Source organism: Stenotrophomonas sp. YJH_SMC_135, from assembly GCF_059372355.1.
On sequence record NZ_JCAFVN010000001.1, the window covers coordinates 773395 to 796142 of the forward strand.

30 protein-coding genes and 2 pseudogenes are annotated in these 22748 nt (G+C 64.7%); 6 read left to right on the top strand and 26 right to left on the bottom strand.

The window, feature by feature from the left end; genetic code table 11:
* Positions 1-29: 29 nt before the first annotated feature.
* From AC5P98_RS03805 to arsH, 5 genes are read left to right on the top strand one after another with little or no spacing between them, the layout of a single operon-like run.
* Positions 30-350, top strand: coding sequence for an ArsR/SmtB family transcription factor (locus AC5P98_RS03805; RefSeq protein ID WP_016445103.1), 321 nt, complete (start codon positions 30-32; stop codon positions 348-350).
* Positions 317-847: an arsenate reductase ArsC gene (locus tag AC5P98_RS03810; RefSeq protein WP_016445104.1), complete on the top strand. Its 531-nt coding sequence runs from the start codon at positions 317-319 to the stop codon at positions 845-847. Before AC5P98_RS03805 ends, AC5P98_RS03810 begins: the two co-directional genes overlap by 34 nt.
* 55 nt (positions 848-902) lie before the next feature.
* Complete coding sequence (arsB, locus tag AC5P98_RS03815) at positions 903-1934, top strand: ACR3 family arsenite efflux transporter (protein ID WP_425483440.1); 1032 nt, start codon at positions 903-905, stop codon at positions 1932-1934.
* Between the two features lie 16 nt (positions 1935-1950).
* On the top strand, positions 1951-2373 hold the full coding sequence (gene arsC / locus AC5P98_RS03820; RefSeq protein WP_013391795.1) for an arsenate reductase (glutaredoxin): 423 nt from the start codon (positions 1951-1953) through the stop codon (positions 2371-2373).
* A complete protein-coding gene (gene arsH, locus AC5P98_RS03825) occupies positions 2366-3088 on the top strand; it encodes an arsenical resistance protein ArsH (RefSeq protein ID WP_013391794.1) in 723 nt (240 codons plus the stop codon). The genes arsC and arsH overlap by 8 nt, the downstream gene beginning before the upstream one ends.
* Before the next feature lie 59 nt (positions 3089-3147).
* Here the strand turns inward: arsH and AC5P98_RS03830 are convergent, their stop codons facing one another.
* From AC5P98_RS03830 to merT, 18 genes and pseudogenes are all read right to left on the bottom strand, one after another.
* Complete coding sequence (locus AC5P98_RS03830) at positions 3148-5427, bottom strand: helicase-related protein (protein WP_013391793.1); 2280 nt, start codon at positions 5425-5427, stop codon at positions 3148-3150.
* 136 nt (positions 5428-5563) lie between these two features.
* Positions 5564-5869: a hypothetical protein gene (locus AC5P98_RS03835; protein ID WP_003116817.1), complete on the bottom strand. Its 306-nt coding sequence runs from the start codon at positions 5867-5869 to the stop codon at positions 5564-5566.
* An 89-nt stretch (positions 5870-5958) separates the two neighbouring features.
* Complete coding sequence (locus AC5P98_RS03840; RefSeq protein WP_003116818.1) at positions 5959-6279, bottom strand: hypothetical protein; 321 nt, start codon at positions 6277-6279, stop codon at positions 5959-5961.
* Positions 6280-6329: 50 nt separating this feature from the next.
* Entirely contained in the window at positions 6330-7463 is a 1134-nt protein-coding gene (locus AC5P98_RS03845) for a DUF6094 domain-containing protein (RefSeq protein WP_223224654.1), read from the bottom strand.
* Positions 7464-7503: 40 nt separating this feature from the next.
* Entirely contained in the window at positions 7504-8151 is a 648-nt protein-coding gene (locus AC5P98_RS03850; RefSeq protein ID WP_003116820.1) for a hypothetical protein, read from the bottom strand.
* 76 nt (positions 8152-8227) lie between these two features.
* On the bottom strand, positions 8228-8488 hold the full coding sequence (locus AC5P98_RS03855) for a hypothetical protein (protein ID WP_003090124.1): 261 nt from the start codon (positions 8486-8488) through the stop codon (positions 8228-8230).
* Positions 8489-8504: 16 nt separating this feature from the next.
* The gene (locus AC5P98_RS03860; RefSeq protein WP_003116821.1) at positions 8505-8912 is read right to left on the bottom strand and encodes a hypothetical protein; all 408 of its coding nucleotides are present in this window, start codon (positions 8910-8912) and stop codon (positions 8505-8507) included.
* 104 nt (positions 8913-9016) lie between these two features.
* Positions 9017-9358: a hypothetical protein gene (locus tag AC5P98_RS03865; protein ID WP_003116822.1), complete on the bottom strand. Its 342-nt coding sequence runs from the start codon at positions 9356-9358 to the stop codon at positions 9017-9019.
* A 94-nt stretch (positions 9359-9452) separates the two neighbouring features.
* Positions 9453-10142 (bottom strand): DUF3275 family protein, encoded by a 690-nt coding sequence (locus AC5P98_RS03870; RefSeq protein ID WP_003116823.1) that lies wholly within the window; start codon positions 10140-10142, stop codon positions 9453-9455.
* A gap of 94 nt (positions 10143-10236) precedes the next feature.
* A complete protein-coding gene (locus AC5P98_RS03875) occupies positions 10237-11064 on the bottom strand; it encodes a DUF932 domain-containing protein (RefSeq protein WP_013391792.1) in 828 nt (275 codons plus the stop codon).
* A gap of 145 nt (positions 11065-11209) precedes the next feature.
* A complete protein-coding gene (locus tag AC5P98_RS03880) occupies positions 11210-12115 on the bottom strand; it encodes a DUF3577 domain-containing protein (RefSeq protein ID WP_003116825.1) in 906 nt (301 codons plus the stop codon).
* Between the two features lie 310 nt (positions 12116-12425).
* A pseudogene (locus AC5P98_RS03885) lies at positions 12426-12876 on the bottom strand (XF1762 family protein).
* A 141-nt stretch (positions 12877-13017) separates the two neighbouring features.
* Complete coding sequence (locus tag AC5P98_RS03890; RefSeq protein WP_031629745.1) at positions 13018-13302, bottom strand: DUF3085 domain-containing protein; 285 nt, start codon at positions 13300-13302, stop codon at positions 13018-13020.
* A 45-nt stretch (positions 13303-13347) separates the two neighbouring features.
* Positions 13348-13866 (bottom strand): annotated as a pseudogene (locus tag AC5P98_RS03895) (Tn3 family transposase); the annotation flags it as partial.
* Positions 13830-14345: a Tn3 family transposase gene (locus AC5P98_RS03900; RefSeq protein WP_003098931.1), complete on the bottom strand. Its 516-nt coding sequence runs from the start codon at positions 14343-14345 to the stop codon at positions 13830-13832. The gene AC5P98_RS03900 and the pseudogene AC5P98_RS03895, both read right to left, overlap by 37 nt.
* Positions 14346-14363: 18 nt before the next feature.
* Complete coding sequence (gene merA, locus AC5P98_RS03905) at positions 14364-16052, bottom strand: mercury(II) reductase (protein ID WP_003098932.1); 1689 nt, start codon at positions 16050-16052, stop codon at positions 14364-14366.
* Positions 16053-16062: 10 nt separating this feature from the next.
* A complete protein-coding gene (gene merP / locus AC5P98_RS03910) occupies positions 16063-16350 on the bottom strand; it encodes a mercury resistance system periplasmic binding protein MerP (protein ID WP_003116826.1) in 288 nt (95 codons plus the stop codon).
* Between the two features lie 12 nt (positions 16351-16362).
* Entirely contained in the window at positions 16363-16713 is a 351-nt protein-coding gene (merT, locus tag AC5P98_RS03915) for a mercuric ion transporter MerT (protein ID WP_003116827.1), read from the bottom strand.
* A gap of 71 nt (positions 16714-16784) precedes the next feature.
* Between merT and merR the strand changes: the two genes are divergently transcribed.
* Positions 16785-17192 (top strand): mercury resistance transcriptional regulator MerR, encoded by a 408-nt coding sequence (merR, locus tag AC5P98_RS03920; RefSeq protein WP_003098939.1) that lies wholly within the window; start codon positions 16785-16787, stop codon positions 17190-17192.
* A gap of 261 nt (positions 17193-17453) precedes the next feature.
* Here merR and AC5P98_RS03925 read toward each other — a convergent pair whose 3' ends face one another.
* From AC5P98_RS03925 to lspA, 8 genes are all read right to left on the bottom strand, one after another.
* On the bottom strand, positions 17454-18278 hold the full coding sequence (locus AC5P98_RS03925; protein WP_003098941.1) for a hypothetical protein: 825 nt from the start codon (positions 18276-18278) through the stop codon (positions 17454-17456).
* 288 nt (positions 18279-18566) lie between these two features.
* Entirely contained in the window at positions 18567-18845 is a 279-nt protein-coding gene (locus AC5P98_RS03930) for a hypothetical protein (protein WP_003116828.1), read from the bottom strand.
* Between the two features lie 97 nt (positions 18846-18942).
* Complete coding sequence (locus tag AC5P98_RS03935) at positions 18943-19680, bottom strand: DUF5983 family protein (RefSeq protein WP_003116829.1); 738 nt, start codon at positions 19678-19680, stop codon at positions 18943-18945.
* A gap of 83 nt (positions 19681-19763) precedes the next feature.
* Positions 19764-20450: a hypothetical protein gene (locus AC5P98_RS03940; protein ID WP_003116830.1), complete on the bottom strand. Its 687-nt coding sequence runs from the start codon at positions 20448-20450 to the stop codon at positions 19764-19766.
* 182 nt (positions 20451-20632) lie between these two features.
* Entirely contained in the window at positions 20633-21025 is a 393-nt protein-coding gene (locus tag AC5P98_RS03945) for a hypothetical protein (protein WP_003116832.1), read from the bottom strand.
* 21 nt (positions 21026-21046) lie between these two features.
* Positions 21047-21259, bottom strand: a complete 213-nt coding sequence (locus tag AC5P98_RS03950; protein ID WP_003116833.1) for a hypothetical protein — start codon at positions 21257-21259, stop codon at positions 21047-21049.
* A 337-nt stretch (positions 21260-21596) separates the two neighbouring features.
* Positions 21597-21908, bottom strand: coding sequence for a hypothetical protein (locus tag AC5P98_RS03955; protein ID WP_003108988.1), 312 nt, complete (start codon positions 21906-21908; stop codon positions 21597-21599).
* Positions 21909-22244: 336 nt separating this feature from the next.
* Positions 22245-22745, bottom strand: a complete 501-nt coding sequence (gene lspA / locus AC5P98_RS03960; protein ID WP_003098955.1) for a signal peptidase II — start codon at positions 22743-22745, stop codon at positions 22245-22247.
* Positions 22746-22748: the final 3 nt, after the last annotated feature.

Below are 22748 nucleotides of genomic sequence, written 5' to 3' on the forward strand. Positions count from 1 at the left end.
TAATTCTATAAATGTTGTATTATCGAATCATGAAAGAGGATCAAGCCATTTCCGCCTTAAACGCCCTGGCTCACACCCAGCGCCTGCGCGTGTTCCGCGCCTTGGTCGTTGCTGGCCCGGGCGGACTGACGCCGAGCACGCTAGCTGACCAGCTCGACGTGGCCCGCAACACCTTGTCCTTCCACTTGAAGGAACTGGCCCATGCTGGCCTCGTCAGCATCGAGCAGCAGGGCCGCAACCTGATTTATCGCGCCGAGTACGGCCGCATGGACGGTCTGATCGGTTACCTGACCGAGCATTGCTGCCAAGGTGGCGTATGCGAGGTTTCTCCATCCAAGACCTGCTGCTGACCATGACCGATACCACTTACAACGCCTTGTTCATCTGTACGGGCAATTCGGCCCGCTCCATCCTCGCCGAAGGCATCCTCAACGACATGGGCCAAGGGCGGTTTCACGCCTGGTCGGCAGGTAGCCATCCGAAAGGCGAAGTTCACCCGCTGGCACTCGCCACGCTGGAGCGGCTGCACCTTCCGACAACGGGCTACCGCAGCAAGAGCTGGGACGAGTTCGTGAAGCCCGATGCGCCGGTGTTCGATTTCATCTTCACCGTCTGCGACAACGCAGCCGGCGAGGCGTGTCCGCTGTGGCCGGGCAAGCCGGTGTCGGCGCATTGGGGCGTGCCTGACCCGGCAGCCGTGGAAGGCACCCTGGAACGACAAAGCAAGGCGTTCTTCGATACCGCCATGACGCTGCGCCGACGTATCGAGTTGTTCCTGTCGCTTCCGATCAAGAGTCTCGATGCCATGTCGTTGCAGCGTGAACTGCGCGACATCGGCCGCCAGTGAGGCCCGCCCGATGAGCGCAACCGATACTGCCGGCCCCGCGCCAGCAAACTCCGCCATGAGCGGCTTTGAGCGTTACCTGACGCTATGGGTGGCGGTGTGCATCATCGCGGGGATCGCTCTGGGCCAGTTCGCGCCCGCCGCATTCCAGGCCATCGGCCGCATGGAGATTGCCAAGGTCAACCTGCCGGTCGGCCTGCTGATCTGGGTAATGATCATCCCCATGCTGCTGAAGGTGGACTTCGCCGCGCTTGGCCAGGTGCGCCAGCATTGGCGGGGCATGGGGGTCACGCTGTTCATCAATTGGGCCGTCAAGCCGTTCTCAATGGCGTTGCTGGCGTGGATCTTCATCCGCCACGTCTTTGCCGACTGGCTGCCCGCCGATCAGCTCGACAGCTATATCGCCGGCCTGATCCTGCTGGCTGCTGCACCGTGTACCGCAATGGTTTTCGTTTGGAGTCGGCTGACTGGCGGTGATCCGGTATTTACGCTGTCGCAAGTGGCCTTGAACGACACCATCATGGTGTTCGCCTTCGCACCCATCGTCGGCCTGCTGCTGGGCCTGTCGTCGATCACGGTGCCGTGGGACACCTTGCTGGTGTCGGTGGGTTTGTACATCGTCATTCCGGTCATCCTGGCCCAGCTCTGGCGCCGGGCGCTGCTGCGCAAGGGGCAGGCCGTGTTCGACAGGGCACTGGAACGCATCGGCCCATTGTCCATCGCCGCGCTGTTGCTGACGCTGGTGCTGCTGTTCGCCTTCCAGGGCGAGGCCATCATCCGGCAGCCGCTGGTGATCGCCATGCTGGCGGTGCCGATCCTGATCCAGGTGTTCTTCAATTCCGGTCTGGCGTACTGGCTCAACCGCCAGGTGGGCGAAAAGCACTGCGTCGCTGGGCCATCCGCGTTGATTGGTGCCAGCAACTTCTTCGAGCTGGCCGTGGCCGCCGCCATCAGCCTGTTCGGCTTCCATTCCGGCGCAGCACTCGCAACAGTGGTCGGCGTGCTCATCGAGGTGCCGGTCATGCTGCTGGTGGTGCGCGTGGTCAATCGCTCACGCGGCTGGTACGAACGCCGCGCGACCACTTCGTAACCTCCAAGAGGCATCCATGAGCACCATCACGATCTACCACAACCCAGCCTGCGGCACCTCGCGCAACGTGCTGGGCCTGATCCGCAACAGCGGCGAGGAACCGACCATCATCGAGTACCTGAAAACGCCGCCCGACCGCGACACGCTCCAGGCGCTGATCGCGGCGATGGGCGTGCCGGTGCGAGACGTGCTGCGCGAGAAAGGCACGCCCTATGCCGACCTCGACCTGGGCAACCCGAAGTGGAGCGACGACGACCTGATCGGCTTCATGCTCCAGCATCCCATCCTCATCAACCGGCCTATCGTGGTCACGCCGCTAGGCACGCGCCTGTGCCGGCCTTCGGAAGCCGTGCTCGACCTGCTGCCGCAGCCGCAGCGCGGCGCGTTCAACAAGGAAGACGGCGAGCCGGTGGTCGATCAGGACGGCCGCCGTGTCTGAATCTCGTCTCGACCTGCCGAACATCGACACGGCGCTGTTCCAGCAACCGGACACCGAACATCTGTTCGCGCCGGCACGGGCCACGCACGCGCCGCGCTTCCTGCTGCTCTATGGTTCGCTGCGCGAACGCTCGTTCAGCCGCCTCGCAGCCGAAGAAGCCGCACGCATCTTGCGGGCGCTGGGCGGCGAGACCCGATTGTTCAATCCGTCCGGGCTGCCTCTGGTGGACGATGCGCCGGCCGATCACCCGAAGGTCAAGGAACTGCACGAACTGGTGCAATGGGCCGAGGGCATGGTGTGGAGTTCGCCGGAGCGCCACGGCGCGATGACCGGCCTGATGAAGACCCAAATCGACTGGATTCCGCTGTCGGTCGGCGCGGTGCGCCCGACCCAGGGCAAGACGCTGGCGGTGATGCAGGTATCGGGCGGCTCGCAGTCGTTCAACGCCGTCAACCAGATGCGCGTGCTGGGCCGCTGGATGCGGATGCTGACCATCCCGAACCAGTCCTCGGTCGCCAAGGCGTACCAGGAGTTCGACGAGGCCGGACGCATGAAGCCCTCGGCCTACTACGACCGCGTGGTGGACGTGATGGAAGAACTGATGAAGTTCACGCTGCTCACGCGCGACGTGGCGCCGTATCTGGTGGATCGTTACAGCGAGCGCAAGGAAAGCGCTGAATCACTGTCCAGGCGTGTACGGCAAGGTGCAATTTGACGCTGCGAGGCGCTGAAAAAAGAGCCGACGACCTCTCGGTCGTCGGCATTGCGTGAAGTTCAGGCGGCGACCAGTTGCCGGGCCAGTGCGACCTCGACGGAATCACCATCCTGGTTCAGGACATCCAGCCCCGATTCGGGCACGTCGCCCGAGGTGGACTGCGAGACCATGATCTTCTTGGCCATCAGTTCCAGGCAGGTCATCTGCGAAGAACCGGCGTAGCCGAGGTAGATCACGCGCACCGGCAACTTCTGCCCGATGCGCCAGGAGCGGCGTGCCGCCTGCTGGAGCGAGTACACGTTGTAGCCCGACTGCATGAACACGATCGTCGGAAACTCCAGCAAGTCCAATCCCGTCTTGACCAGCTCGGGATTGGTGATGAGCACGTCGATGCCACGATCCAGTTGCTCAGCGATCCAGTCTTCGCGGCGGCTGGCATCCACGCTTGCGCGCAGCACCGCCACCTTGAAGCCTTCTTGCTCCAGCAGCACCTTCAGGCGCGACGTGGTGTCCCGCGTGCCGGTATAGACCGTGTAGGCCAGAACCTTGCGGCCCTGCGCCTTCTCCGCTTTGCAGATGTCGATCAGCTCACGCTCCTTGGGGCTGATCTCGAACTCGTTGAACTGAGCCGGGACAAACGCCAAGGTGTTGCGCGTGCGCGGATGCACCACGGTCTCCGACCGGAAGCAGCAATCCGGCCAGGCCAGCAGCACGTTGAGGACCACACCCAGCAAGGTCGTATCGCGTCGCGCCAGAGCCTGTTTCAGCTCCGCGGTCAGCCGACCCGCCAGATCGCGGTAGGCCGCGGCTTGCGCCGTGTCCATCGCGACTTCACGGAACTCCTCGTCATACGGCGGCAGGACGTTGCCACCGATGTCCTTGAGCTTGAGAAAGATCGTGAACGGCAGGATGCAGCGCAGCACGCCCTTGGGGCCAAACCCCGGGGCCTTGACCGTGCGCACCGATACCTTGGTGCCCTTGGCCGTCTTGTGCGCCGTGCCGGTGCTCTCGGAGTAGATGTCCTTCAACACCCCGTGATCGCGCATGAACGCCATCGCAGCCGAGGTCATGCTGCCGCTCGTGGTCGGGCGGTAGCCGTCTTCGATCATCCGCCCCGGAAGGGCTCGGAACAGCAGGTGGAACAGGTCGTCCCCGTAGCCGCCCATCAACGTGCCGGTCAGCAGCAAGGTCTTGCGAGCCTTCGCCGCCAGCACGCCCATGGCCTGGCCCTGGGCACTGCCCCCGTTCTTGTACTCATGTGCCTCATCGGCGATGAGCAGGTCGAACGTGCCTTGCGGCAGGTAGCGTTTGATGAACTCGGACGGCTGATAGCCGCCCTCGCCAAAGCCGAACTCCATGTTGGCCATCGCACGTTCCATGCGCGTGGCCTGACGGTCGGAAAACACCAGCTCGCCGTTGCCATCCATGAGGTTGATGAACTCATGGATGTTGTCGCCGAGCATCGACGCCAGGAACCCGTCACCGAACTTTTGCATCAGCTTCTGCGCGGTGACCTCTCCGATGGTCGGTATGCGCTTTAAGGCTTTGAGCACGGCCGAGGACTGGTCGCTGCCGGACAGACTGCGCGGGCGGATCAGTGTCCACAGGGGCGCGGCGCAGTGGCCGCACTTCCTGCGGCACTCCTCGGCTTGGAGCGCGATCGGGTTGACCGGCTCGCCGTCGAGGTCGGTGATGACCGTGCCGCAGTCCGGGCAGGCCGCCACGTCGCCGTGGCGGGTGCGCCGCGTGGTGAAGACAGGCTTCCAGTGAAAGCCCATGCGCATCCTGACGCGCCCCAGGACGAAGAACTCCTGGCCCGTGGGCTGCACGCCCAACTGCTCGCGCAGCTTGATGAGCTTGACGAGCGTATCCGGCCCGTTGAGTACCCACACCTTGGCACCGGCCACCGTCTCCTGGATCTCGCGCCGCCACTTGTAAACCAGGTGGGGCGGCGACAGCACCAGAGTGCGGCGATAGCCTTCGGCGTTGAGCACGGCGGCCGTGGCAATGCCGACGGTCGTCTTGCCGCAGCCCATCTCGCCATTGACGATCGCAGCACGTTCGCCACGGTCGATCAGCAGCTCGGCGGCGGCGTGGACGACTTCGGCCTGGGCTGGGAACAGCTTGCGCTTGAGGCTGGCGACCACCAGTTGCCGGTGCGCCTGCGGTTGGCCGGTATAGACCGGCGGATTAGCGCTGTTGAGGGCGTCGAGTAGTTCGTCGCCGAACTCGCCGACAAAATCCTGAAGGCTCAGGGTCAGAGGGGAAGATTCCGCGTCGAGCAGTTCGCCCTGTACGGGCGCGGATTCAGCGGCAGTGGTTTCGAGATCGAGGGACATGGTGATGCTCCAAAGAAAAATGGGGCATGCACCACCCCCAGCGGGGCAATGGCATGCCCCGTGGTGGGAAGAGAATCGACGCGTGGCTGAGGGTGGTTGAAGGTGCTGGCCTGGGCGGCCCGCAGGTGAACCGTGCTCAGTCTTCGGACGGAAGCACGATGACGGTTGCGCAGCGCTGCGAATCGGTGACGATGCGAATGGCGAGCCCCGGATGGATCACGTAGTGCGATTCCAGCGACGCGCCCGATTGAAGCGCGCTGCTGTTCGTCTGCCATTGCTGGATGTTGACGTCGCCCCAGTCGCCACGGGTGTGGCGCCTGAAGTACGGGATCGGGTCCAGGCGACCCGCGCGGACCAGGCGGTCTACACCTCTGCTGAAGATGAGCGCCCCGATGGGGAACGCCAGCCGCTGGCAGTAGGTTTCGATGCGATGCGATGCCATGGGCTCCTCCTTGATGAGTCATTGAGCCACGACACCCCTGCCGGAGTGAAGTGGCTCCGTCAGGTGGATGAGGATGACGATGTGGGGCCTCAGATCAGGTCCCGCTCTTCGGGAAGCTGGACCACCGTGGTCTGGTGGTCCTCGCTGGTCTTGACGATCAGCGCCAGGTCCGGCGTGATCCTGAACTGCGAGATCATTAGGTTGTCCTGTTGGATCGCCACGTCGTTGGCTTGGCGTGTGGCCTCATCGATCTCGCCCCAGTCCCCGCGCACATGGCGCTGGACATAGGCCAAGGGGTCGATCAGGCCTCGCCGGGCCAGCCAATGCACCTTCTCGCTCAACTTCAACGTACTCGGTGCGAACAACGGTTGCTTGTGCGGCGCAGGCCGCTTGAACGGATTGGGGATCATGGTGTTTCTCCTTCGAGTTGGTACAGCAGGACGGCAGCGCGTCCGGTGGATCAGCGAATGGTCAACACCTCGCCCCGTGTCGCGGAGCCAGGTGTCATGTCCCACGCGCGGATGACGGGAACGAACTTGTCGGTGAGGATGCGGGTCTCGGCGATGGAGCCGTCTTCGCGTTCGGTGAACTCCCGCTGGAGCGTCTTGTCCTTGTGGGTGTCACCTTTGACGACGAGCACGCGCCCGGTCTTGGAGCGCACAACCCCCGAGATCGCACCCGCGGCCAGAGCCAGGGCGAGATGCCAGCGGGACAAGGCCCGCGCCGGTGGACGCAGCGATTGCTGCGCAGCCCCCAGGTGCGTGTCCTGCGATGGCCACAAGCCTTGCAGCCTGCCAACCTCATCGGCGAACTGCTCGGGCTCCATCGTCACGCGGAAGAAATGCTCTGGCTCGGCCGGGCTGGCGGGGACGATGTACGGCAGGAACGGCCACTCGCTCGGCAGTTCCTCGGCTTCGACTTCGCCTTGCCCTACCTGCAACAGCAGATTGCGCACGGCCTTGACGCCATCGGGCACCTGCTCGCGCTGGCGCACCCGGCGTCCGAAGATCACCACCTGCTTGAACTGCGTCTCCACCGCTCGGTAGATGCGCAGGTCCGTGTAGTGGCGCGTCAGCCAGCCGACCAACTCCGCGTCGAGCACGTAGCCGGGGACGATGAAAACCAGCACGCCGCCGTATTGCAGCAGCGAGAGCGTGCGCTGGTAGAACAGCTTTTCAAGGCGGGCACGGCCCTGGCCCTGATAGCCGATGTTGCCGTTGACGTCCTTGGACAGGTCCCCATACGGCGGGTTGAGCCAGAGCAGCCCGAAGGACTGCTTGGAGACCATCGTGTCCATCAGGTCCGCGTGCAGGCAGTGATCGACCAGGCCGCGGGCATGGCGCGCCCGCTCCGCGTCGAACTCGACGGCGAACGCCTTTGCCTGCTCGCGCCCGAGGGCATGGGCGGCTTCGGCGATCGCCACGCCTTCGCCGGCGCAGGGATCGAGGATGCACATCGGCCCGTCGCTGGGCATCAGTGCGTTGAGCGCTCTTTCGAGCGTGGGTTCGTCGGTCGGGAAATATCCGTTCTTGACGAAATTGCGGGCGAGCCGCGGGAACATGAGGGCCATGGAAGTCTCCTGGTTGGCGGGGATGAAACACGGAAGTACGCCAAGGCGTGCCTCCGAGGGTGGGTCAAGCCGCTACCGCTTCCGGCGTCCAAATCTTGGCCGGATACGGATAGGCGGTGAGCGCGTCGCTGCGGATCAGGGAGCCGAGCGCCAGGGTCAGCGCCGGCACGTCGATGGCGAGCCGATGGCCTTCCAGCGGCCCGAGGGCGAACGGAAGGCGGGCCAGCATCTCGCGGGTTTGCAGCAGTTCCAGCACGGTCTCGCGCCAGTGATCGAGCAGCGGCAACGGGCAGGTGTCCCGCACCAGCATCCACAGGCGGTCAAGCCTGTGGGCGCTGTCGCGTGGCAGCAGTGCCAATGCGCTGGCGTTGGCCTTGTCGGGCTTGACGCAGCGCCGGTCGAACAGCCACACGTTGGACAGCGAGCCGAACAGCGTCCGCCGGTACGCGCGCGTGATGCGCTTTTCCAGGCGATCGACGTTGCCGATGAATACCGGGACGCTGCCGCCCTGGTCGGTGATGACGTGGAACTGGTCCAGTCCCTGCTCGTCGCGCCCGAGGGTCAGGCGAGCGAGGAACTGCTGGACGGCGGTGTCCCGCGCCCAGATGGACAGGAAGATCAGGTTGCCCTGGTCATCGCCGACGCAGGCGTCGGCCATCACGTCCGGGCATTCGTCGATGCGGTACAGCGTGGAAGAAGTGTTTGCGGGCATGGTGGTGTCCTCGGATGAACGGGAACAGCACCGCCCGCTGGGGCAAGTACTGCCCCAGGGGGTGGAAGAAAACCGCTCAGTCCGGCTCGAACTGCCGGGTGTGCGGGTTGAAGTGAAGCGGCTCGTCCGCCGAAGTGATCGGCGTGAAGCCTTCCAGGTAGATGTTGTTGAGGTACTGGTCGCGGTAGGTCAGTGCCTGCCGTGCCTGGTCCTCGGTGAGGCCGTTGTCGATGAAGTACGCCAGCATTTCCTCGTCGGAGGACACTTCGTCGTTGGACAAACTCCCTTCAACGAGTGCCAGCAACGAGGGCGGAAGCGTTGCCAGGATCGGGTCCATGTCGGTTCCTCCTGGCTCAGGCCATCGACGCCGCGGCGGATGCCGCGGATGCCGTGGGTGTGCGCCGCCGGGCGTGGTAGGCGCGAACGCCTGCACGCCAGTCGGCGGACTGCTCCGGTGCGAGGTCCAGATAGGACAGCGGGCACGTGTAGTAGTACGGGTGCATGGACTCGTCCAAGGACTTGTAGCCCCACTGGCCGCCGCTTCGTTCAAGCAGATCGCAGCGGATGTAGCGCAGGGACTGGCCCGGTGCGAGATCACGATGCACGCCTTCGACCTTGGCGGTCACTTCGGCGACGGACCACAGCACGTTGCCGCGCAGGGTGTGAGCGATGACCTTGACGCTGGCGCGCTCGGTCTCTTGCGGTGCGATCAGTTCCGCGATCAGTTCGGACCGCGATTGGTTTGAGAAATACCAGCCCATGAGAGGCCTCCTCGAAAAGTTGAGCTGAAGGCCTCCCCGTGGGGAAGAACCCCCAGCGGGTGATGGAATGCCGCATCTGCGGCGAAGGAACCTATGCGTCGCCCTCAATCCCAGTCGTCATCGTCTCGATCACAACCGGCCGGGCAGTAGCCGAACTCGATCCCGTGCGAGCAATAGCCATGCTCCGCATTCCAGTCCTGGGTTTCCTGCCGTTCGGCAGGTGTTGCGTAGTCCCATTCCTGGGCCGCGATTTCGAGAGCCTGAGCACGTTGCTCATCCGGCAAACGATTGGCCTGTGCGTCGATCGCCGAACTGAAGAGCGTCACGTAGTGGTCGTAGGACAAGCCGCAACCGCGCTGGGCGTGTGCGGCGGCCGCTTTGCAAAGGTCCCGCCACGCGGGTTCATCCAGCGTTGAACGCGGGGTATCGCAAGCGATGGTGGACATGATGGAGACCTCCAGAAAATGGCCAGGGCCTCCCCCGCATGGGAAAGGAACCCCGGCGGGTGGATGAAGAACACCGCGCATGCGGCGTCTGCGATCACGCAGGTTTTGGTTCGGCCTGGCGGCTCCACTCCTGCGTCTTGAAGTCCAGCGCGTAGCCCAGCTCGCCCAGGCGGGCGATCTGCGCGCGCAGGGTGCGGCGGTCGATGGTCGAATCCAGTTTCACGGACTCGCCCAGCGGCCACAGCAGGCCGAAGAGCGCGGCGTCACCGTCTTCGGTGCTGCCGGGGGCAGCGGCCGTAGCAGGCGGTGGCGCATCCACGCCGAAGGGCGTGGTATCGACCAGCGGGTCCGCGGACGCCTGCACGGGTGCGGGCTTGGCGGGCCTGGACGCTTTGGTGGGCTTGGCCGGCGTTGCCGCAGGCTGCGCCCCTTGCTCTTCATCGAGCGGATCGACGTCCTGGGTGGCGAAGCTGCGGGCTTCGTCGCGGCTGAGTTTGTCGATGCCGTTGAGCGTCATGCCGTCGAGGCTGGCACGGATCTCGAACCGCATGCCGCCGCCGACCGGATAGGACTTCGGGAAGATGTACCTGATGATGAATTCCCCGTCGTACTTGCCTTCGGGGTACTGCTCCAGCTCCGGGTCTTTGACCTCGAAAGTACCGAGGTGCGTCGCGAGGCGGCCAACCGTGAACGGGCCGTTCTTGCCGCGGATGGTACGCAGCGTGAGCTGGCCGGGGACGACGATGGGCGCAACAGATTTCTCGGAAGCCGATGGGGTTGCCATGATGGTTCTCCTGATGATGAATGACGGGCCGCCGACGGCACCCGGTGGATGAGAGGAAATGGCCTCGCCCGAGGTGGGCGAGGTCCGCGTGGCATCACGCCTTGAGCTGGCGCATGCCTTCGGCCAGCAGCCACAACGCCCGGTTCAGGCGCAGGTTCTGGTCGATGCCTTGCACCGGACGGGTGCGCTGATTGCGGCCGTTGGCCGTGCGTCCGTTCAGGCCCCCTTTGACTAGGTTCTCCTGGACGCGGTTGAAGACGGCCCACAGGTCGTTCTTGCGGTCGTCCCATCGCCGAGGGGCCAGCAGTTGGCTCTCGGTGACAGGCGTGGACTTGGCCGGATCGTCGTACTTGAGTGCGAGCGCAGAGTTCGCAAAGACCTCCGCTTCGCCCTCATCGAGGGTGATGGTGCGCATCGCATCGCGCGCGTTCTGCACGCGCTCGAAACCTTCGAGGACTCCGTAGGCACCTTCGATCACCTGGCTGGCCACGTCGCCCTTGTGGGGAACGCGGATGTCTGCGGTGGTGTCACCGCAAACCAGGCCGTTGTGGCAGACGAACCGGAACATGCCGGCGAGCATCTGATAGCTGCTCGTGCCGTCATGGCTGTTGAGCAGGATGATCTCGTTCGCCTCGTCGCCGTTGATCTGGCTTGCATGGCGAAGTCGGATGAGGTGCTTCGTGTACTCGCGCCGGTCTTCGTTGCGCACGCGCGTCTGACACACCATGAAGGGCTCGAAGCCCTCCTGGCGCAGCTTGGTCAGCACGGTCGAGGTCGGTATGTAGGCATACCGATCGGACCGGCTCCCATGTGGAGCGTCGGCGAAGATCGACGGAACGACGGCACGAATGCGGTCGTCCGAGAGTGGGCGATCAGAGCGCAGGATCGGGGATTGCGGAGCAAAGCGGGATACCAGAGACATGGCTGATCTCCTTTGAGAAATTCGACAACCGCGTGGCCGTGAGACCACGCGGAACTCGGGGGATGAAATGCGCAAGCACGCGTCCTGGGGACGCGGCGTACGTGGGGAGGAAAAGCGACAAGGCCCCGTGAGAGGCCGTGCCGGATCAGAACGAAGCAGCCAATGCCGGCTCCTGCTCCTGGACTTGCGCCTCGGGCTCGCGCTCGGCGGGCTCGGTGGCCGTGTCGATGGCATCGTCGGCTTCGGACGCGGATGCGTCTTCGGCCGGCGGCGCCTCGGCTTGCGCCTGGCTCGTCGGATAGACCTGGGTGCCGTCGATCTTGATGAGACCGATGTGGACCAGCGTCGATTCCAGGCTGGCGGCCGGTTCCCCGGCGTGCTCACCCTTGGTGCGGATGTACGGATCGATCTTCATGTCGTTCAGACGGAAGGCGATCAGCACCTTGCGGTCACCCTCGACGGCCTGAACGCACCGGCGAACCAGGTGCTCGGCTTCCGGGGTGGCGACGATGGTGTCGAAGTACCGATACTCCGGTTCATCGACAGGCCCGGCCAGTGCCGCGACGGTGCAAGAGAGGAACGAGTCGCCAGCTTTTGGGGTGACGTCCTTCACACGATTGAGATAGCCGATGCCGCGGGTGATCAACTCGTGCTGCTCGATCGAAGCCAGTTCGGCCCGGTCGATCAGTTCGGCCTTGAGCAGTCGCGCCTTGAGGGACGCGGCGGCCTGACCCTTCTGCTCACCCTTGTCGCGGATGTACACATCGCCCCACAGGTCACCGAGGCGAAAGCGCACCAGCGGGCGCTGCTTGGGATCGTCAACGCCGATGTAGCGCTGAACGAGCTTCTTGGCCTCGGCACCCGAGACCTTGACGTCGAAGTAGCGGTAGCTGGGGTCCCGGGCGGGGCCGACCAGCGCGGCGATGGTGCATGCCAGGAAAGGCTGCGCACGGCGGCCGCCCCGGACGGGCACTTCACGGACACGCTGGATGTAGCCGATGCCCGAGGTGTGGAGGTCGAAATACGATTTCTCGTTGGACGTGGTGTTCATGGTGAATCTCCATTGGGATGAAGCGGAGACACACCGGCCCACGCATGCGGGGAAGGTGCGTGACCCCGCGGTGGGTTGATAAGGCGAAAGCATCCGCCACCAGAGGCTGGTGGCCGCTCGCGGAAGGATGCGGTGCGAGCTGGCTCGGTCACGCAGTGGGAACTGCGCCGCAACCTCGAAGACCGATGGTTGCCTGGCATGTCGCTGACGACGTCAGCAGGCATGGGGCCAGCATGGCGGGGCCTCGCGCGCGCGGCAGCAATCAATCGGCACCCGGGCGCTTCCCTTTGTCCGCGCCACCCGGCGCCTGTCACAGGCACTTGGCGCCGCGCAGGTGCTCGGGGGTATCGGCGCGCGGACGGCCGGGACGGCTCCAGGCGCCGCCACCGCGCGCGCCGATCAGCCGCCAGCCGGCGGCGCGCAGGCTGGCGCCACCTTCGTCGGGCATGGTGTAGGTGAGCAGGCGTATGTAGCCCAGCGCCCTTGCCGCCTGCCAGGCCGCGCCGTAGAGCTTGCTGCAGGCGCTGGGTGTGCCGTCGGTGCACAGCCGCGTGACTTCCAGCGTCCAGGTGCCGCGCGACCGGGCGGCCGACAATGGCCACGCCGTGGATCAGGTCGCTGTCGCTCAGCGTGACGGCCAGGGCGAACTTCGCGCCCTGGACCGGGCGGTGGTGGCGATGGTGCGACAGAACGAATGCATTGGCCGTGCGCAGCGACACCGGTAGGAGGTGCAGCCTCGGCGAGGTCGATGGCGTGTTCATGCGGTTGTCTCCGGTGGCATGCCGGCGTTGTGGCCGGCGGGGCGTGCCTCGGCGGCTGGAGACAAACGCGCACGCGCGGCGATGGCGGCGGTGCGAACAAAAGAAGGCCCCCGATGCGGGGGCTGCGAGGCGGTTGCCGCGTCAGGCGGGAGGCACCACTGCTAAGGACAGGTGCGTGGCGGTGGCGGAAAGCACGAGATCGTCCGCCGAGTGCTGGAGGCGCGTGAACAGGCCGTCCTTCGGGTCGAAATACTCCGCGAAGTCATCGCCGCCCAGCTCGCGGCCGGCGAGGTGCCACCAGTCATCGAACGGGTCGGTGTCCGGGTTGCATCCGACGGCGTAGGCGAGCAGTGCCTGGCGCCCATCCGGGCGACGCTCCCCACGCTCGGCGAGGAAGTACACGCCCTGATCCTTGACCAGGACAATGCGGCACTGATTGGGGACGTCTCAGAAAACGGAAAAAATCGTACGCTAAGCCGGTTGCAGCGGTCGTAGCGGCCTGAACTTGCCCGCGCCGATCTTGGCGCTGCTGCGCCAGAGGTAATCGCCGGTCAGGTTGATGTGCTCCCAGCCCAGCGGCGACAGGTACTGCAACAGGGCGTCATCGACAGTCTGGCCGTGACCGCGTAAGGCGTTTGAGGCCCGTTCCAGATAGACCGTGTTCCACAACACTATGGCCGCCGTCACCAGGTTGAGGCCGCTGGCCCGGTAGCGCTGCTGCTCGAAACTGCGGTCGCGGATTTCGCCCAGCCGGTTGAAGAACACGGCGCGGGCTAGCGCGTTGCGGGCTTCGCCCTTGTTCAGTCCGGCATGCACGCGGCGGCGCAGCTCGACGCTTTGCAGCCAGTCCAGGATGAACAGCGTTCGCTCGATGCGGCCCAGCTCGCGCAGCGCCACGGCCAGGCCGTTCTGGCGCGGGTAGCTGCCGAGTTTCCTGAGCATCAGCGAGGCCGTCACCGTGCCCTGCTTGATCGAGGTGGCCAGCCGCACCTTGGCGTTGATCGCCTTGCCGGACGCCTGGAACTGCTGCTGATGCTTGTGCTTGGCAGCGTTGAACAGCTTGCCCAGGATGCGGTCGTGCAGGTCGATGATTTCGTCGGTGACGGTGGCCATGCCCTCGATGGCGAGCGCACCAGGGTCGCGTAGCGGCGCTGTGCCTCGAACTTGGCCAGATCGGCGGGCGTCATCTGGCCGCCTTCGCGGGCGATCTTGAGCAGGCGGTTCTGGTGCACCGACCGCTCGATGCCGGAAGGCAGGTCGAGCGCCTGCCAGGCTTTGAGGCGCTCGATGTGTTCGAGTATGTGGCGCGAGTTCGGCTTGACGGGCGACTGGCGCAGCCAGGCCAGCCAGGTCGTCTTGCCGTTGTCGTGGCGCTTGAGCAGATCGTCGAGGCGGTGCCGGTGGGTGGCCGACAGGGGATCGGACAAGGCCGCGTAGATGCGGCGGTTGGCGCGGCTGTAGGCGTTCATCGAACACCTCCCTTTTCCTCATCCGGCGCAACAGGACAGTTGCTTCACGTCCTTGTTGAAGGTCTGCGCCGCGAGCTTCAGTCCCTCGACCATGGTCAGGTAGGGGAACAACTGGTCGGCCAGCTCCTGCACGGTCATCCGGTGGCGGATCGCCAGCGCGGCCGTCTGGATCAGTTCGCCCGCTTCCGGCGCGACCGCCTGTACGCCGATCAGCCGCCCTGAGCCAGCTTCCGCCACCAGCTTGATGAAGCCGCGCGTGTCGAAGTTGGCGAGCGCCCTCGGCACGTTGTCGAGCGTCAGCAGCCGGCTGTCGGTCTCGATGCCGTCGTGGTGCGCTTCCGCCTCGCTGTAGCCCACGGTCGCCACCTGCGGATCGGTGAACACCACCGCCGGCATCGCCGTCAGGTCCAGCGCCGCGTCGCCGCCGGTCATGTTGATCGCGGCGCGCGTGCCGGCCGCCGCCGCCACATAGACGAACTGCGGCTGGTCGGTGCAGTCGCCGGCAGCAAAGATGTGCGGTGCGCTCGTGCGCATGGCGCGGTCGATGACGATGGCTCCCTGCGCATTGACTTCGACGCCTGCCGCTTCAAGGTTCAGGCTGCGCGTGTTCGGCGCGCGACCGGTGGCGACCAGCAGCTTGTCGGCGCGCACTTCCCCCTGCCCGGTGGTGAGCACGAATTCCCCGCCCGCATAGGCAACGTGGCTCGCCTGGGTGTGGTCCAGCACCTCGATGCCCTCGGCGCGGAAGGCGTCTGTTACGGCTTCCCCGATGGCTGGGTCTTCTCGGAAGAACAGCGTGCTGCGCGCCAGGATCGTGACCTGGCTGCCCAGCCGGGCGAAGGCTTGCGCCAACTCGACCGCCACCACGGAGGAACCAATCACGGCCAGCCGCTCGGGGAGCGAGCTGCTTTCCAGCGCCTCGGTGGAGGTCCAGTGGGGTGTGTCCGCAAGGCCCGGGATTGGCGGAAGCGCCGGGCTCGCGCCGGTGGCAATCAGGCAGCGGTCGAAGTTCACCTCGTGCGTGCCGCCGTCAGCGGTCGCCACGGTCAGCGTGCGCGTGTCCCTGAACCGGGCCTCGCCGCGCAGCACGGTGATGGCCGGAGTGCTTGCCAGGATGCCTTCGTACTTGGCATGGCGCAGCTCCTCGACGCGGCCTTGTTGCTGGGCCAGCAGCCGCTCGCGCAGTACAGCGGGCGCTGCGGCCGGCAGGCCAGCATCGAACGGGCTTTCGCGGCGCAGGTGGACGATGTGCGCGGCGCGGATCATGATCTTGGACGGCACGCAGCCGACATTGACGCAGGTGCCGCCGATGGTGCCGCGCTCGATCAGCGTGACGCGGGCGCCTTGCTCCACGGCCTTCAAGGCAGCCGCCATCGCCGCGCCGCCGCTGCCTATCACAGCCACGTGCAGCGCTTGTTCACCGCCAACATGCTTCGTTTCGCCACCGAGCCAGCCCAGCGCCTTGTCTAGCAGGCCGGCAGGCTTGTTCGGCGTGTCGGTAAGCCGTGCGCGATAGCCGAGCGTGGCCACTGCGGCAACCAGCGGGGCCACGCTCACGCCTGCATCCGCCTCGATTTCGGCCTGCCGCTGCGGATAGGACACCGAGGCCGCGCGCACGCCGGGCACGTTCGTCAAAGCCTGCTGGACGTGCTCGGCGCACGACGTGCAGGTCATGCCTTCGATGTGGAGGGTGATCGCCTCGGCCATGATTACGCCCTCACTGCTTGACGCTGGACGGGTAACCCGCGTTTGCGGTGGCCTTGGTCAAGGCGTCGGCATTGGTCTTGGCCTCGTCGAAGGTGACGACGGCCTCCCGCTTCTCGAAGCTGACTTCGGCCTTCTCGACGCCGGCGACCTTGGACAGAGCCGTCTTGACCGTGATCGGGCACGCGGCGCAGGTCATGCCGGGCACCGACAGGGTGACGGTCTTGGTGGCAGCCCAGGCGGGCGCGCTTAGAGCGGCGGCCAGGGCGATGAGGGTGGTGAGGGTGGTGAGTTTCTTCATGGTGATCTCCTTTCAGTAGAACAGCGGCAGGACGTAGGGAAACGCGAGGGCAACCAGAACCAGGGCGGCCACGATCCAGAAGATCACCTTGTAGGCAGTCCGCACTTGGGGCACGGCGCAAACGTCGCCGGGCTTGCAGGCATGGGCTGGTCGGAAGATGCTGCGCCAGGCGAAGAACAGCGCGATGAGCGCTGCGCCGATGAAGATCGGCCGATACGGCTCCAGCACGGTCAGGTTGCCGATCCACGCGCCAGAGAAGCCGAGCGCGACCAGGACAAGGGGGCCGAGGCAGCAGGCCGAGGCGAGGACGGCCGCGACGCCGCCGGTCGCCAGTGCGCCGCAGCCGTTCTTGGGTTCCGACATAAGGTTCTCCTTCCGGGACTTCGCTTGATGCTGTAACGTTACTTCCGTAGTCAACTACGGAGTCAAGCGCCATGGAGAACGCTCAAGAGAATCTGACCATCGGGGCCTTCGCCAAGGCAGCCCGGGTCAACGTGGAGACGATCCGCTTCTATCAGCTCAAGGGCTTGCTACCCCAGCCGGAGCGGCCCTACGGTCGCATCCGCCGCTACGGGCAGGCGGACGTGGCGCGGGTGAAGTTCGTGAAGTCAGCCCAGCGCCTGGGATTCAGCCTGGATGAAGTCGGCCAGCTCCTGAAACTGGAGGACGGCACCCATTGCAGCGAGGCGGCCGAACTGGCTGCTCACCGGCTGGCCGATGTGCGCGCACGCATGGCGGACCTCACGCGGATGGAAGAGGCCCTGTCGACGTTAGTGAGAGAGTGCAACGCGCACCATGGCAATGTTTCCTGCCCGTTGATCGCAGCTTTGCATTGCTGCTAAAGGGCCCACTTCGGCTCTTAGCGTACGATTTTTTTCCGTTTTCTGAGACGACCCCTGATTGGCGATGGCTTCGGTCAGCACGGGGCGCAGGTCAGCGCCTTTGAATCGCAGTGACATGGATGAAATCTCCTGTGTGGAAGAATGAGAAAGGCCTCCATCCGATGGGATGAAGGGCCTGTAGTGCACGCGGCCGGAACGGCTGGAACGCCGTGGCGGATGCCTCGGGTCAGCCGCAGGACCGCCCGGTTTCGCTGCGGGGCGTCATGCCGGGACGGCCTGGCGCTTGCGGGCCGCTTTCGCGTCGAGGATGCTCACGTCGATCTGGCGCCAGCGCCCGTCGTCGATGAGCCTCTCCAGCACTTCGCCGAGCATGTCGAAATACACCTCGTCGTGCCGATCGACCAGTTCGACCGATTCACCGTTCTGACGGTGCAGTTCCACCACGTAGGTGTCTCCGCCGCGGTCGTAGAGGATCGTCACCCGGCCCTCGAACTTCGCGGTCGAGACCGTGAAGCTGATCGCCGGCGGGGTCTCGATGATCTTGGAGGGCGTGGGATCGACCCAGGTGAAGTCGCGGGCACCGGCATCCACCAGCATGTGGGTGATGCGCCGGAAGCGATCGGGGGCCGGCATCTCCTCCAACTGCTCGATGAGCTGGCCCAACTCCATGCACTGCGGCGTGGGAATGGGCAGCTTGGCCGGCGCCGAGCCGAGGATGTGCCTCGTGATGGTGTACGGCGTGCCGTCCGAAGTCTCCTCGGTGATGACCTCCGGCGTGTCCGCGCGCAGTCCGTCGAAGCGACGACGGGCATAGGGTTGGACATGCACCTTGGCGCCTTCGGCAGGAACCGTGGTCACCAGGCTGGGATCGAGCACCGCGAACTCGGAAGGCTTGAGCTTGACGACGATGGCATCGTCGGTCGCGGCGACCACCTTGCCGTCGAAGGGTTGGGGGTCGATGGCGAAGCCCAGCGTTGAGGACAGCGGCTGATCATCGAACACGCGGTACTTGAACGACCGCACGTTGCGGGGCACATGGCCTGCGACCAGCGAAGGCATCATGGATTTGATGAGGGAACGATCCATGGGGAAACTCCTTGAGGAAAAACAAGGGATTCCCCGCCCGCAAGGGAGAGGTCCCTTGTGGGTGGCGTGGATGGACGCGGTAGGTCCGTAGGAAGAAACGACCAGCACGGTTTCCCGCGCTTGCAGCCTCGAAGGTCTCGACTGCCTGGGCATGTGCCGGCAACGCCGACGAACATGGGGCAAGCATGGCCCTGGGGCGGTCTGCCTGCCCGCAGGAAACGGCACCGCACCACAACCGTTTTCCTGTGCTGCGGGCAAGAAAAAGCCCCTCGAAAGGGGCTGGAGGAATCAGGCTTGGTACACGAAGTAGTGCTCGCGCTGACGCGGAAAGAACACGTGTTTCCACGTGTCGCCGCTTGTGTTGCCACCGTCGAAGACGACCATTTCGTAGTCGTCCACGTCGGTGTCCACCAGGTCGGCGCTGGCGATATGGCGCATGTGCAGCGTGCCGCTCATGCGCTCGAATACCAGGATCTGGCCGATGGCATCTTCCTGGCTCATGGCGTTGACGCAGGCTCCGAGTTGGTGCTCGAAGTCGGATGCGGGTGTGATGAGGTCGGGGAACATGGGATCGCTCCTGTGAAAGTGCGCCGGCCCGGCTCTCTGGCGGGAGACCGGGCCGGCATGCGGTGAGGACAAGGAAGGCCGGGGATGTGTGTGGCAGCTATTCGCCGGCCAGCGATAGGCCCGGCAACACGGGTGCGTCGGCATCGAGGATGAGGATGCGCACGTCGGCCTGGCCGGCCAGTTCAAGGATCTGTGCCAGCTCGTCCGGCATGCCCTTGCTGCGGTGCTCCTGCCGAAGCTGCTCGGCGGCGATCCCCTCGACGTCCTGCAGGTGCTGGTCCGTCCAGGGCGTGGAGATCAGCTTGACGCCGATCGCCGGGCTGTAGGGAATCCGGAACGCGATGAACAAAAAGGCCTCCGGCGTCGCGAGGTCAGCCAGGTTGGCCAGGTACTGGCCGGTTTCGCGGCTGATGTGCGCGCTGCTGATTTCCCAGCACCGGCTGTAGTAGCCGGTCTCGAAGCTCAACCGCTGCACGACTTCCCGTGCGGCCTCGGCCGAATAGGTGTCGCCAATGTGGACGGGGCGGCCGTCGAAGTCGTCGCCGTGGATCGCGTACACCACGGCACCCACCATGCCTTCGCCGCTGCCCCCTTCAGCCGCGTCGCATTCGGCGATCAGTGCGGCGCCGACAGGTTCGGTGCCAGTCCTGACCACCGCGAAGTCGCTGGTGATGATGCAAGGAGAAGAAACCAGCGCCGCGTCGCAGAGGTGCTGCTGGCTCGGGTGGATGTTTCGCCAAACATGCGGGCTTCCGTCCTCGTAGCTGATGGACAGCGTGCGGACGATTTTCAGATTCCAGTAGCCGCGTAGAAAGGGATTGGGATTCTGGGACATGGGATTTCTCCAACAGAATAATGATGGAGCAAATCCCCGCCACCGGGAATTGACCCCGGTGGGTGGAAAGAAAGGAAACAGCGTCAGGTGACGCTGATCGTTGGCGTTTGGGCCAATCGCTCGGCGACGCGCCGGCGCAAATTCATGCGGAATGGCTCGTCGCTGACGCCCGCCAGCAGATTGATGGTCTCCAGCGCGATCAGGGCCGAAGCCTCTTCGATGTCGGCGGCCACAATGGTCTTGCGCAATTGGTCGCCGAGCTGGAGGGCCTGGGAGGAGGAGCTGATGAAGCGGACCTCGCGGCTCAGGTAGCAGCCGTTGCCGCCGAACTCGAACAGCCGCGGCTTGCTGCAGTACCAGCAGCCCTCGAACTGGATGGCGGTCAGGTGGTGCCCGTCATCGAACCGGGTGGCGATCAGAAACAATGCGTCGAGATCGGCGGTGTCCTCGAACGAATGACGGTCGATCAAGTTCCCCAGCTCTTCGTCCTCATCGGCACGGAAGTGCACGGCGAGCAGTTCGAGCAGCGGCGGGATCGACAGCCCTTCGTCGTCCGGCATCGGAATACCGAGTTGCGTGGCCAGGTCTTCCAGGCCATCGAGCACGTCCGGCCATTGCGGATTGGTGGTCTCGGCGATCTGGGCGATGTAGGCCTGCCCGTTGCCGGGGTGGCTCTCGTCCAGCGCGAAGGCGCCGAACAGCGCCTGGATGACGGGCGTCACACGGTCGAGCACGAGAACGCCGGTGGCTTCGTAGTAGTTGTTGGCCATGAAGGCTCCTTTCGATGAATGAACGGAGCCAGCCCTTGCGGACGATGGCATCCGCAGGGGAAACCGCCTGATGCCGGATGGCGCTGGGCGGGGAGAAAACGCGAGGGACATGGCCTCGAACGAGGCGCATGTCCCTCATGGGGTCCCGTGAACGCAGTGATGAAGGTGTGCCAGGGACCGGCTCACCAACCGCTGTAGTTCAGCAGCAGGTCGGCGATCACCTGGCGACGTTGCAGATCGAGACCATCGAAGTCCGACAGTCCTTGGAAGTGGCAGCGCTTGAGCATGGCACCGCCCTCGCGCGCGTTGTAGAAGCTGAACATGGCGGACAGGAACATGCGTTCCCCGCTGCTCAGGACGCCGAGTGCGTCGTTGGCACGCAGCATGTCGGGACGCAGATCCCACTTGCTCTTTGCCTGGTTCAGGCCTTCGCGCGTGCCGTCGCCAAACCATTGCGGGCCTGCGATCTCGACGCCGCGCTTCCAGACCTCGAAGAAGGCTTGGGGCGCGGCGGCGAAATGCTGCTCTTCCCGCATGATCTGATCGACGACTTCCTGGGGCAAAAGCTGGTTCATGACGTGGTTCCTCCAGTTGGATCAGGGTGTGGCGAGCTGGGACCAGCCGCCTCTTTCGAGGGCACGTTGAGCCGCGGCATAGCTGCGGAAGTACTGGCAGGATTCCCGCGAAACGGGACCTTCTGTATCGCGCGTGCCGATGTAGTGGCCGGCGGCGCTATGCAGGATTTCGAGCGGCAGGAACTTGCCGCAATGGATCAAGGCCAACTGGCCGAAAGAGGCTTGCTGGGACATGGACGGGCTCCTTGGAAAAAGCGGGGCCTCGTCCCTCACGGGATGGCAGCTCCCGCACGCGGTTGAGAAAAAAGCATCGGCGTCACGGGTGACGCGCGTCCGCAGACTCGATGCGATGGCGGACTGGCGGGTAGCGCGGAAAGAATCCGCGGCAGCCTGGAAACTCTGGCTGCTGGCATGGTGCTGACGAATCAGCGACACATGCGGGCAGCTTCATGCGCGAGGCGAGCCGCGTCAGCCGGAAATCGGCATTTGCAACAGCCCCGATTGGCGAACGCGGAAAAAAGAAAGCCCCGCAATAAGTGCGGGGCTGTCAGGAGGATGAGGCGAAACTGGGTCAGCGAGGCCTGTCGCCCAGTACATGCTGCTTCCACAGGGCGAATGCCTCATCCGGTCCCAGCTCTGCGAGGATGACGATGGGCTGGCCCCGACGGGCACGCAGCGATGCGAAATACGCTGGCCGGTCGGCGATGGCGTTGAGCTTGATGCCCTTTAGGAACAGCAACTGGCGGGGGCGAACTTTGGTGGTAACGCAGGCATGATTGCGCTTGTTTGGGGCAAAAGGGCCAGCGAAGCGGGCGGACACGGCCAGAAAACCGCGACGAACTACTTGTACTTGCCAGGCGAGGCGAACGGGTGACATCAGCATATCGCTATGCGGTAAAGAAGACCGTCCTAAAGCTTGCAGGATCCCGGCATAGCTTCATCATCACCTCTCCGTGACGGCTCATTGGAACGAAAAAGGCCAGCATCGCCGTGATGGACTTTCATAATTGCCAGGTCAACTGGCTTGCGTGCTGTTTATTCACAGCAAGGCATTGCGACGTCGTTGCAGCAATCGCCGCCATCGCAACAGGGCGTTGCAGCAAAAGCGGCGGTGGGCGCTAGCATGAGGGCCAAGCCGCGGCCGCTCATGCTGGGGGCCGTTCTCTTCAGATTGGTGTCCTGCACCGTGTGCATTGCGAATTTCCGGATCGTCCCAATGTCACTGGGACTCCTTTGTGGCGGCCGGGTTCTCCACGCTCATGAACGACTGGGCCACCAGCGCGATCGCCCCGCCCACGATGGCCATGTCAGCGATGTTGAAGGCGGGCCAGTGCCAGCCGTGCAGGTGAAAGTCGATGTAGTCGATAACGTGCCCGCGCGTGGCGCGGTCGAACGCGTTGCCCAATGCGCCGCCCAGAATGAGGCTGTACGAAAGGCCTTCCGTTTTGCGCAGCGGCCGGGAGAGCAGCCATGCGAGCCATGCCGATATTGCGAACGCGATCGCCAGAAAAAACCACCGCTGCCAGCCGCCCGCGCCAGCAAGGAAGCTGAACGCCGCGCCGGGATTGAGAGCGTGAACTAGGTTGAAGAATGACGCCACCTCGTGCGACCAACCCAAGGGAGTTGTCGCGTCAATGTAGCTCTTAGCTGCCTGATCGCCGGCGAATATAACGATCGCGAGTGAGTACCACTGCGTCTTGCGAAGAGATGGTTCATCCATTGT

Coding starts and splice junctions, on each gene's coding strand:
- AC5P98_RS03830 (WP_013391793.1), bottom strand. CDS start 5,427: ATGTCCCTCGATCTCGAAACCACTGCCGCTGAATCCGCGCCCGTACAG.
- AC5P98_RS03945 (WP_003116832.1), bottom strand. CDS start 21,025: ATGAACCAGCTTTTGCCCCAGGAAGTCGTCGATCAGATCATGCGGGAA.
- AC5P98_RS03810 (WP_016445104.1), top strand. CDS start 317: ATGCGAGGTTTCTCCATCCAAGACCTGCTGCTGACCATGACCGATACC.
- AC5P98_RS03855 (WP_003090124.1), bottom strand. CDS start 8,488: ATGGACCCGATCCTGGCAACGCTTCCGCCCTCGTTGCTGGCACTCGTT.
- AC5P98_RS03840 (WP_003116818.1), bottom strand. CDS start 6,279: ATGATCCCCAATCCGTTCAAGCGGCCTGCGCCGCACAAGCAACCGTTG.
- AC5P98_RS03860 (WP_003116821.1), bottom strand. CDS start 8,912: ATGGGCTGGTATTTCTCAAACCAATCGCGGTCCGAACTGATCGCGGAA.
- lspA (WP_003098955.1), bottom strand. CDS start 22,745: ATGGATGAACCATCTCTTCGCAAGACGCAGTGGTACTCACTCGCGATC.
- AC5P98_RS03835 (WP_003116817.1), bottom strand. CDS start 5,869: ATGGCATCGCATCGCATCGAAACCTACTGCCAGCGGCTGGCGTTCCCC.
- AC5P98_RS03950 (WP_003116833.1), bottom strand. CDS start 21,259: ATGTCCCAGCAAGCCTCTTTCGGCCAGTTGGCCTTGATCCATTGCGGC.
- AC5P98_RS03930 (WP_003116828.1), bottom strand. CDS start 18,845: ATGTTCCCCGACCTCATCACACCCGCATCCGACTTCGAGCACCAACTC.
- AC5P98_RS03805 (WP_016445103.1), top strand. CDS start 30: ATGAAAGAGGATCAAGCCATTTCCGCCTTAAACGCCCTGGCTCACACC.
- AC5P98_RS03880 (WP_003116825.1), bottom strand. CDS start 12,115: ATGAACACCACGTCCAACGAGAAATCGTATTTCGACCTCCACACCTCG.
- AC5P98_RS03935 (WP_003116829.1), bottom strand. CDS start 19,680: ATGTCCCAGAATCCCAATCCCTTTCTACGCGGCTACTGGAATCTGAAA.
- AC5P98_RS03875 (WP_013391792.1), bottom strand. CDS start 11,064: ATGTCTCTGGTATCCCGCTTTGCTCCGCAATCCCCGATCCTGCGCTCT.
- merR (WP_003098939.1), top strand. CDS start 16,785: ATGGAGAACGCTCAAGAGAATCTGACCATCGGGGCCTTCGCCAAGGCA.
- AC5P98_RS03940 (WP_003116830.1), bottom strand. CDS start 20,450: ATGGCCAACAACTACTACGAAGCCACCGGCGTTCTCGTGCTCGACCGT.
- AC5P98_RS03865 (WP_003116822.1), bottom strand. CDS start 9,358: ATGTCCACCATCGCTTGCGATACCCCGCGTTCAACGCTGGATGAACCC.
- merT (WP_003116827.1), bottom strand. CDS start 16,713: ATGTCGGAACCCAAGAACGGCTGCGGCGCACTGGCGACCGGCGGCGTC.
- AC5P98_RS03900 (WP_003098931.1), bottom strand. CDS start 14,345: ATGAACGCCTACAGCCGCGCCAACCGCCGCATCTACGCGGCCTTGTCC.
- arsC (WP_013391795.1), top strand. CDS start 1,951: ATGAGCACCATCACGATCTACCACAACCCAGCCTGCGGCACCTCGCGC.
- merP (WP_003116826.1), bottom strand. CDS start 16,350: ATGAAGAAACTCACCACCCTCACCACCCTCATCGCCCTGGCCGCCGCT.
- AC5P98_RS03850 (WP_003116820.1), bottom strand. CDS start 8,151: ATGCCCGCAAACACTTCTTCCACGCTGTACCGCATCGACGAATGCCCG.
- arsB (WP_425483440.1), top strand. CDS start 903: ATGAGCGGCTTTGAGCGTTACCTGACGCTATGGGTGGCGGTGTGCATC.
- AC5P98_RS03925 (WP_003098941.1), bottom strand. CDS start 18,278: ATGGATCGTTCCCTCATCAAATCCATGATGCCTTCGCTGGTCGCAGGC.
- AC5P98_RS03870 (WP_003116823.1), bottom strand. CDS start 10,142: ATGGCAACCCCATCGGCTTCCGAGAAATCTGTTGCGCCCATCGTCGTC.
- merA (WP_003098932.1), bottom strand. CDS start 16,052: ATGGCCGAGGCGATCACCCTCCACATCGAAGGCATGACCTGCACGTCG.
- AC5P98_RS03955 (WP_003108988.1), bottom strand. CDS start 21,908: ATGCTGATGTCACCCGTTCGCCTCGCCTGGCAAGTACAAGTAGTTCGT.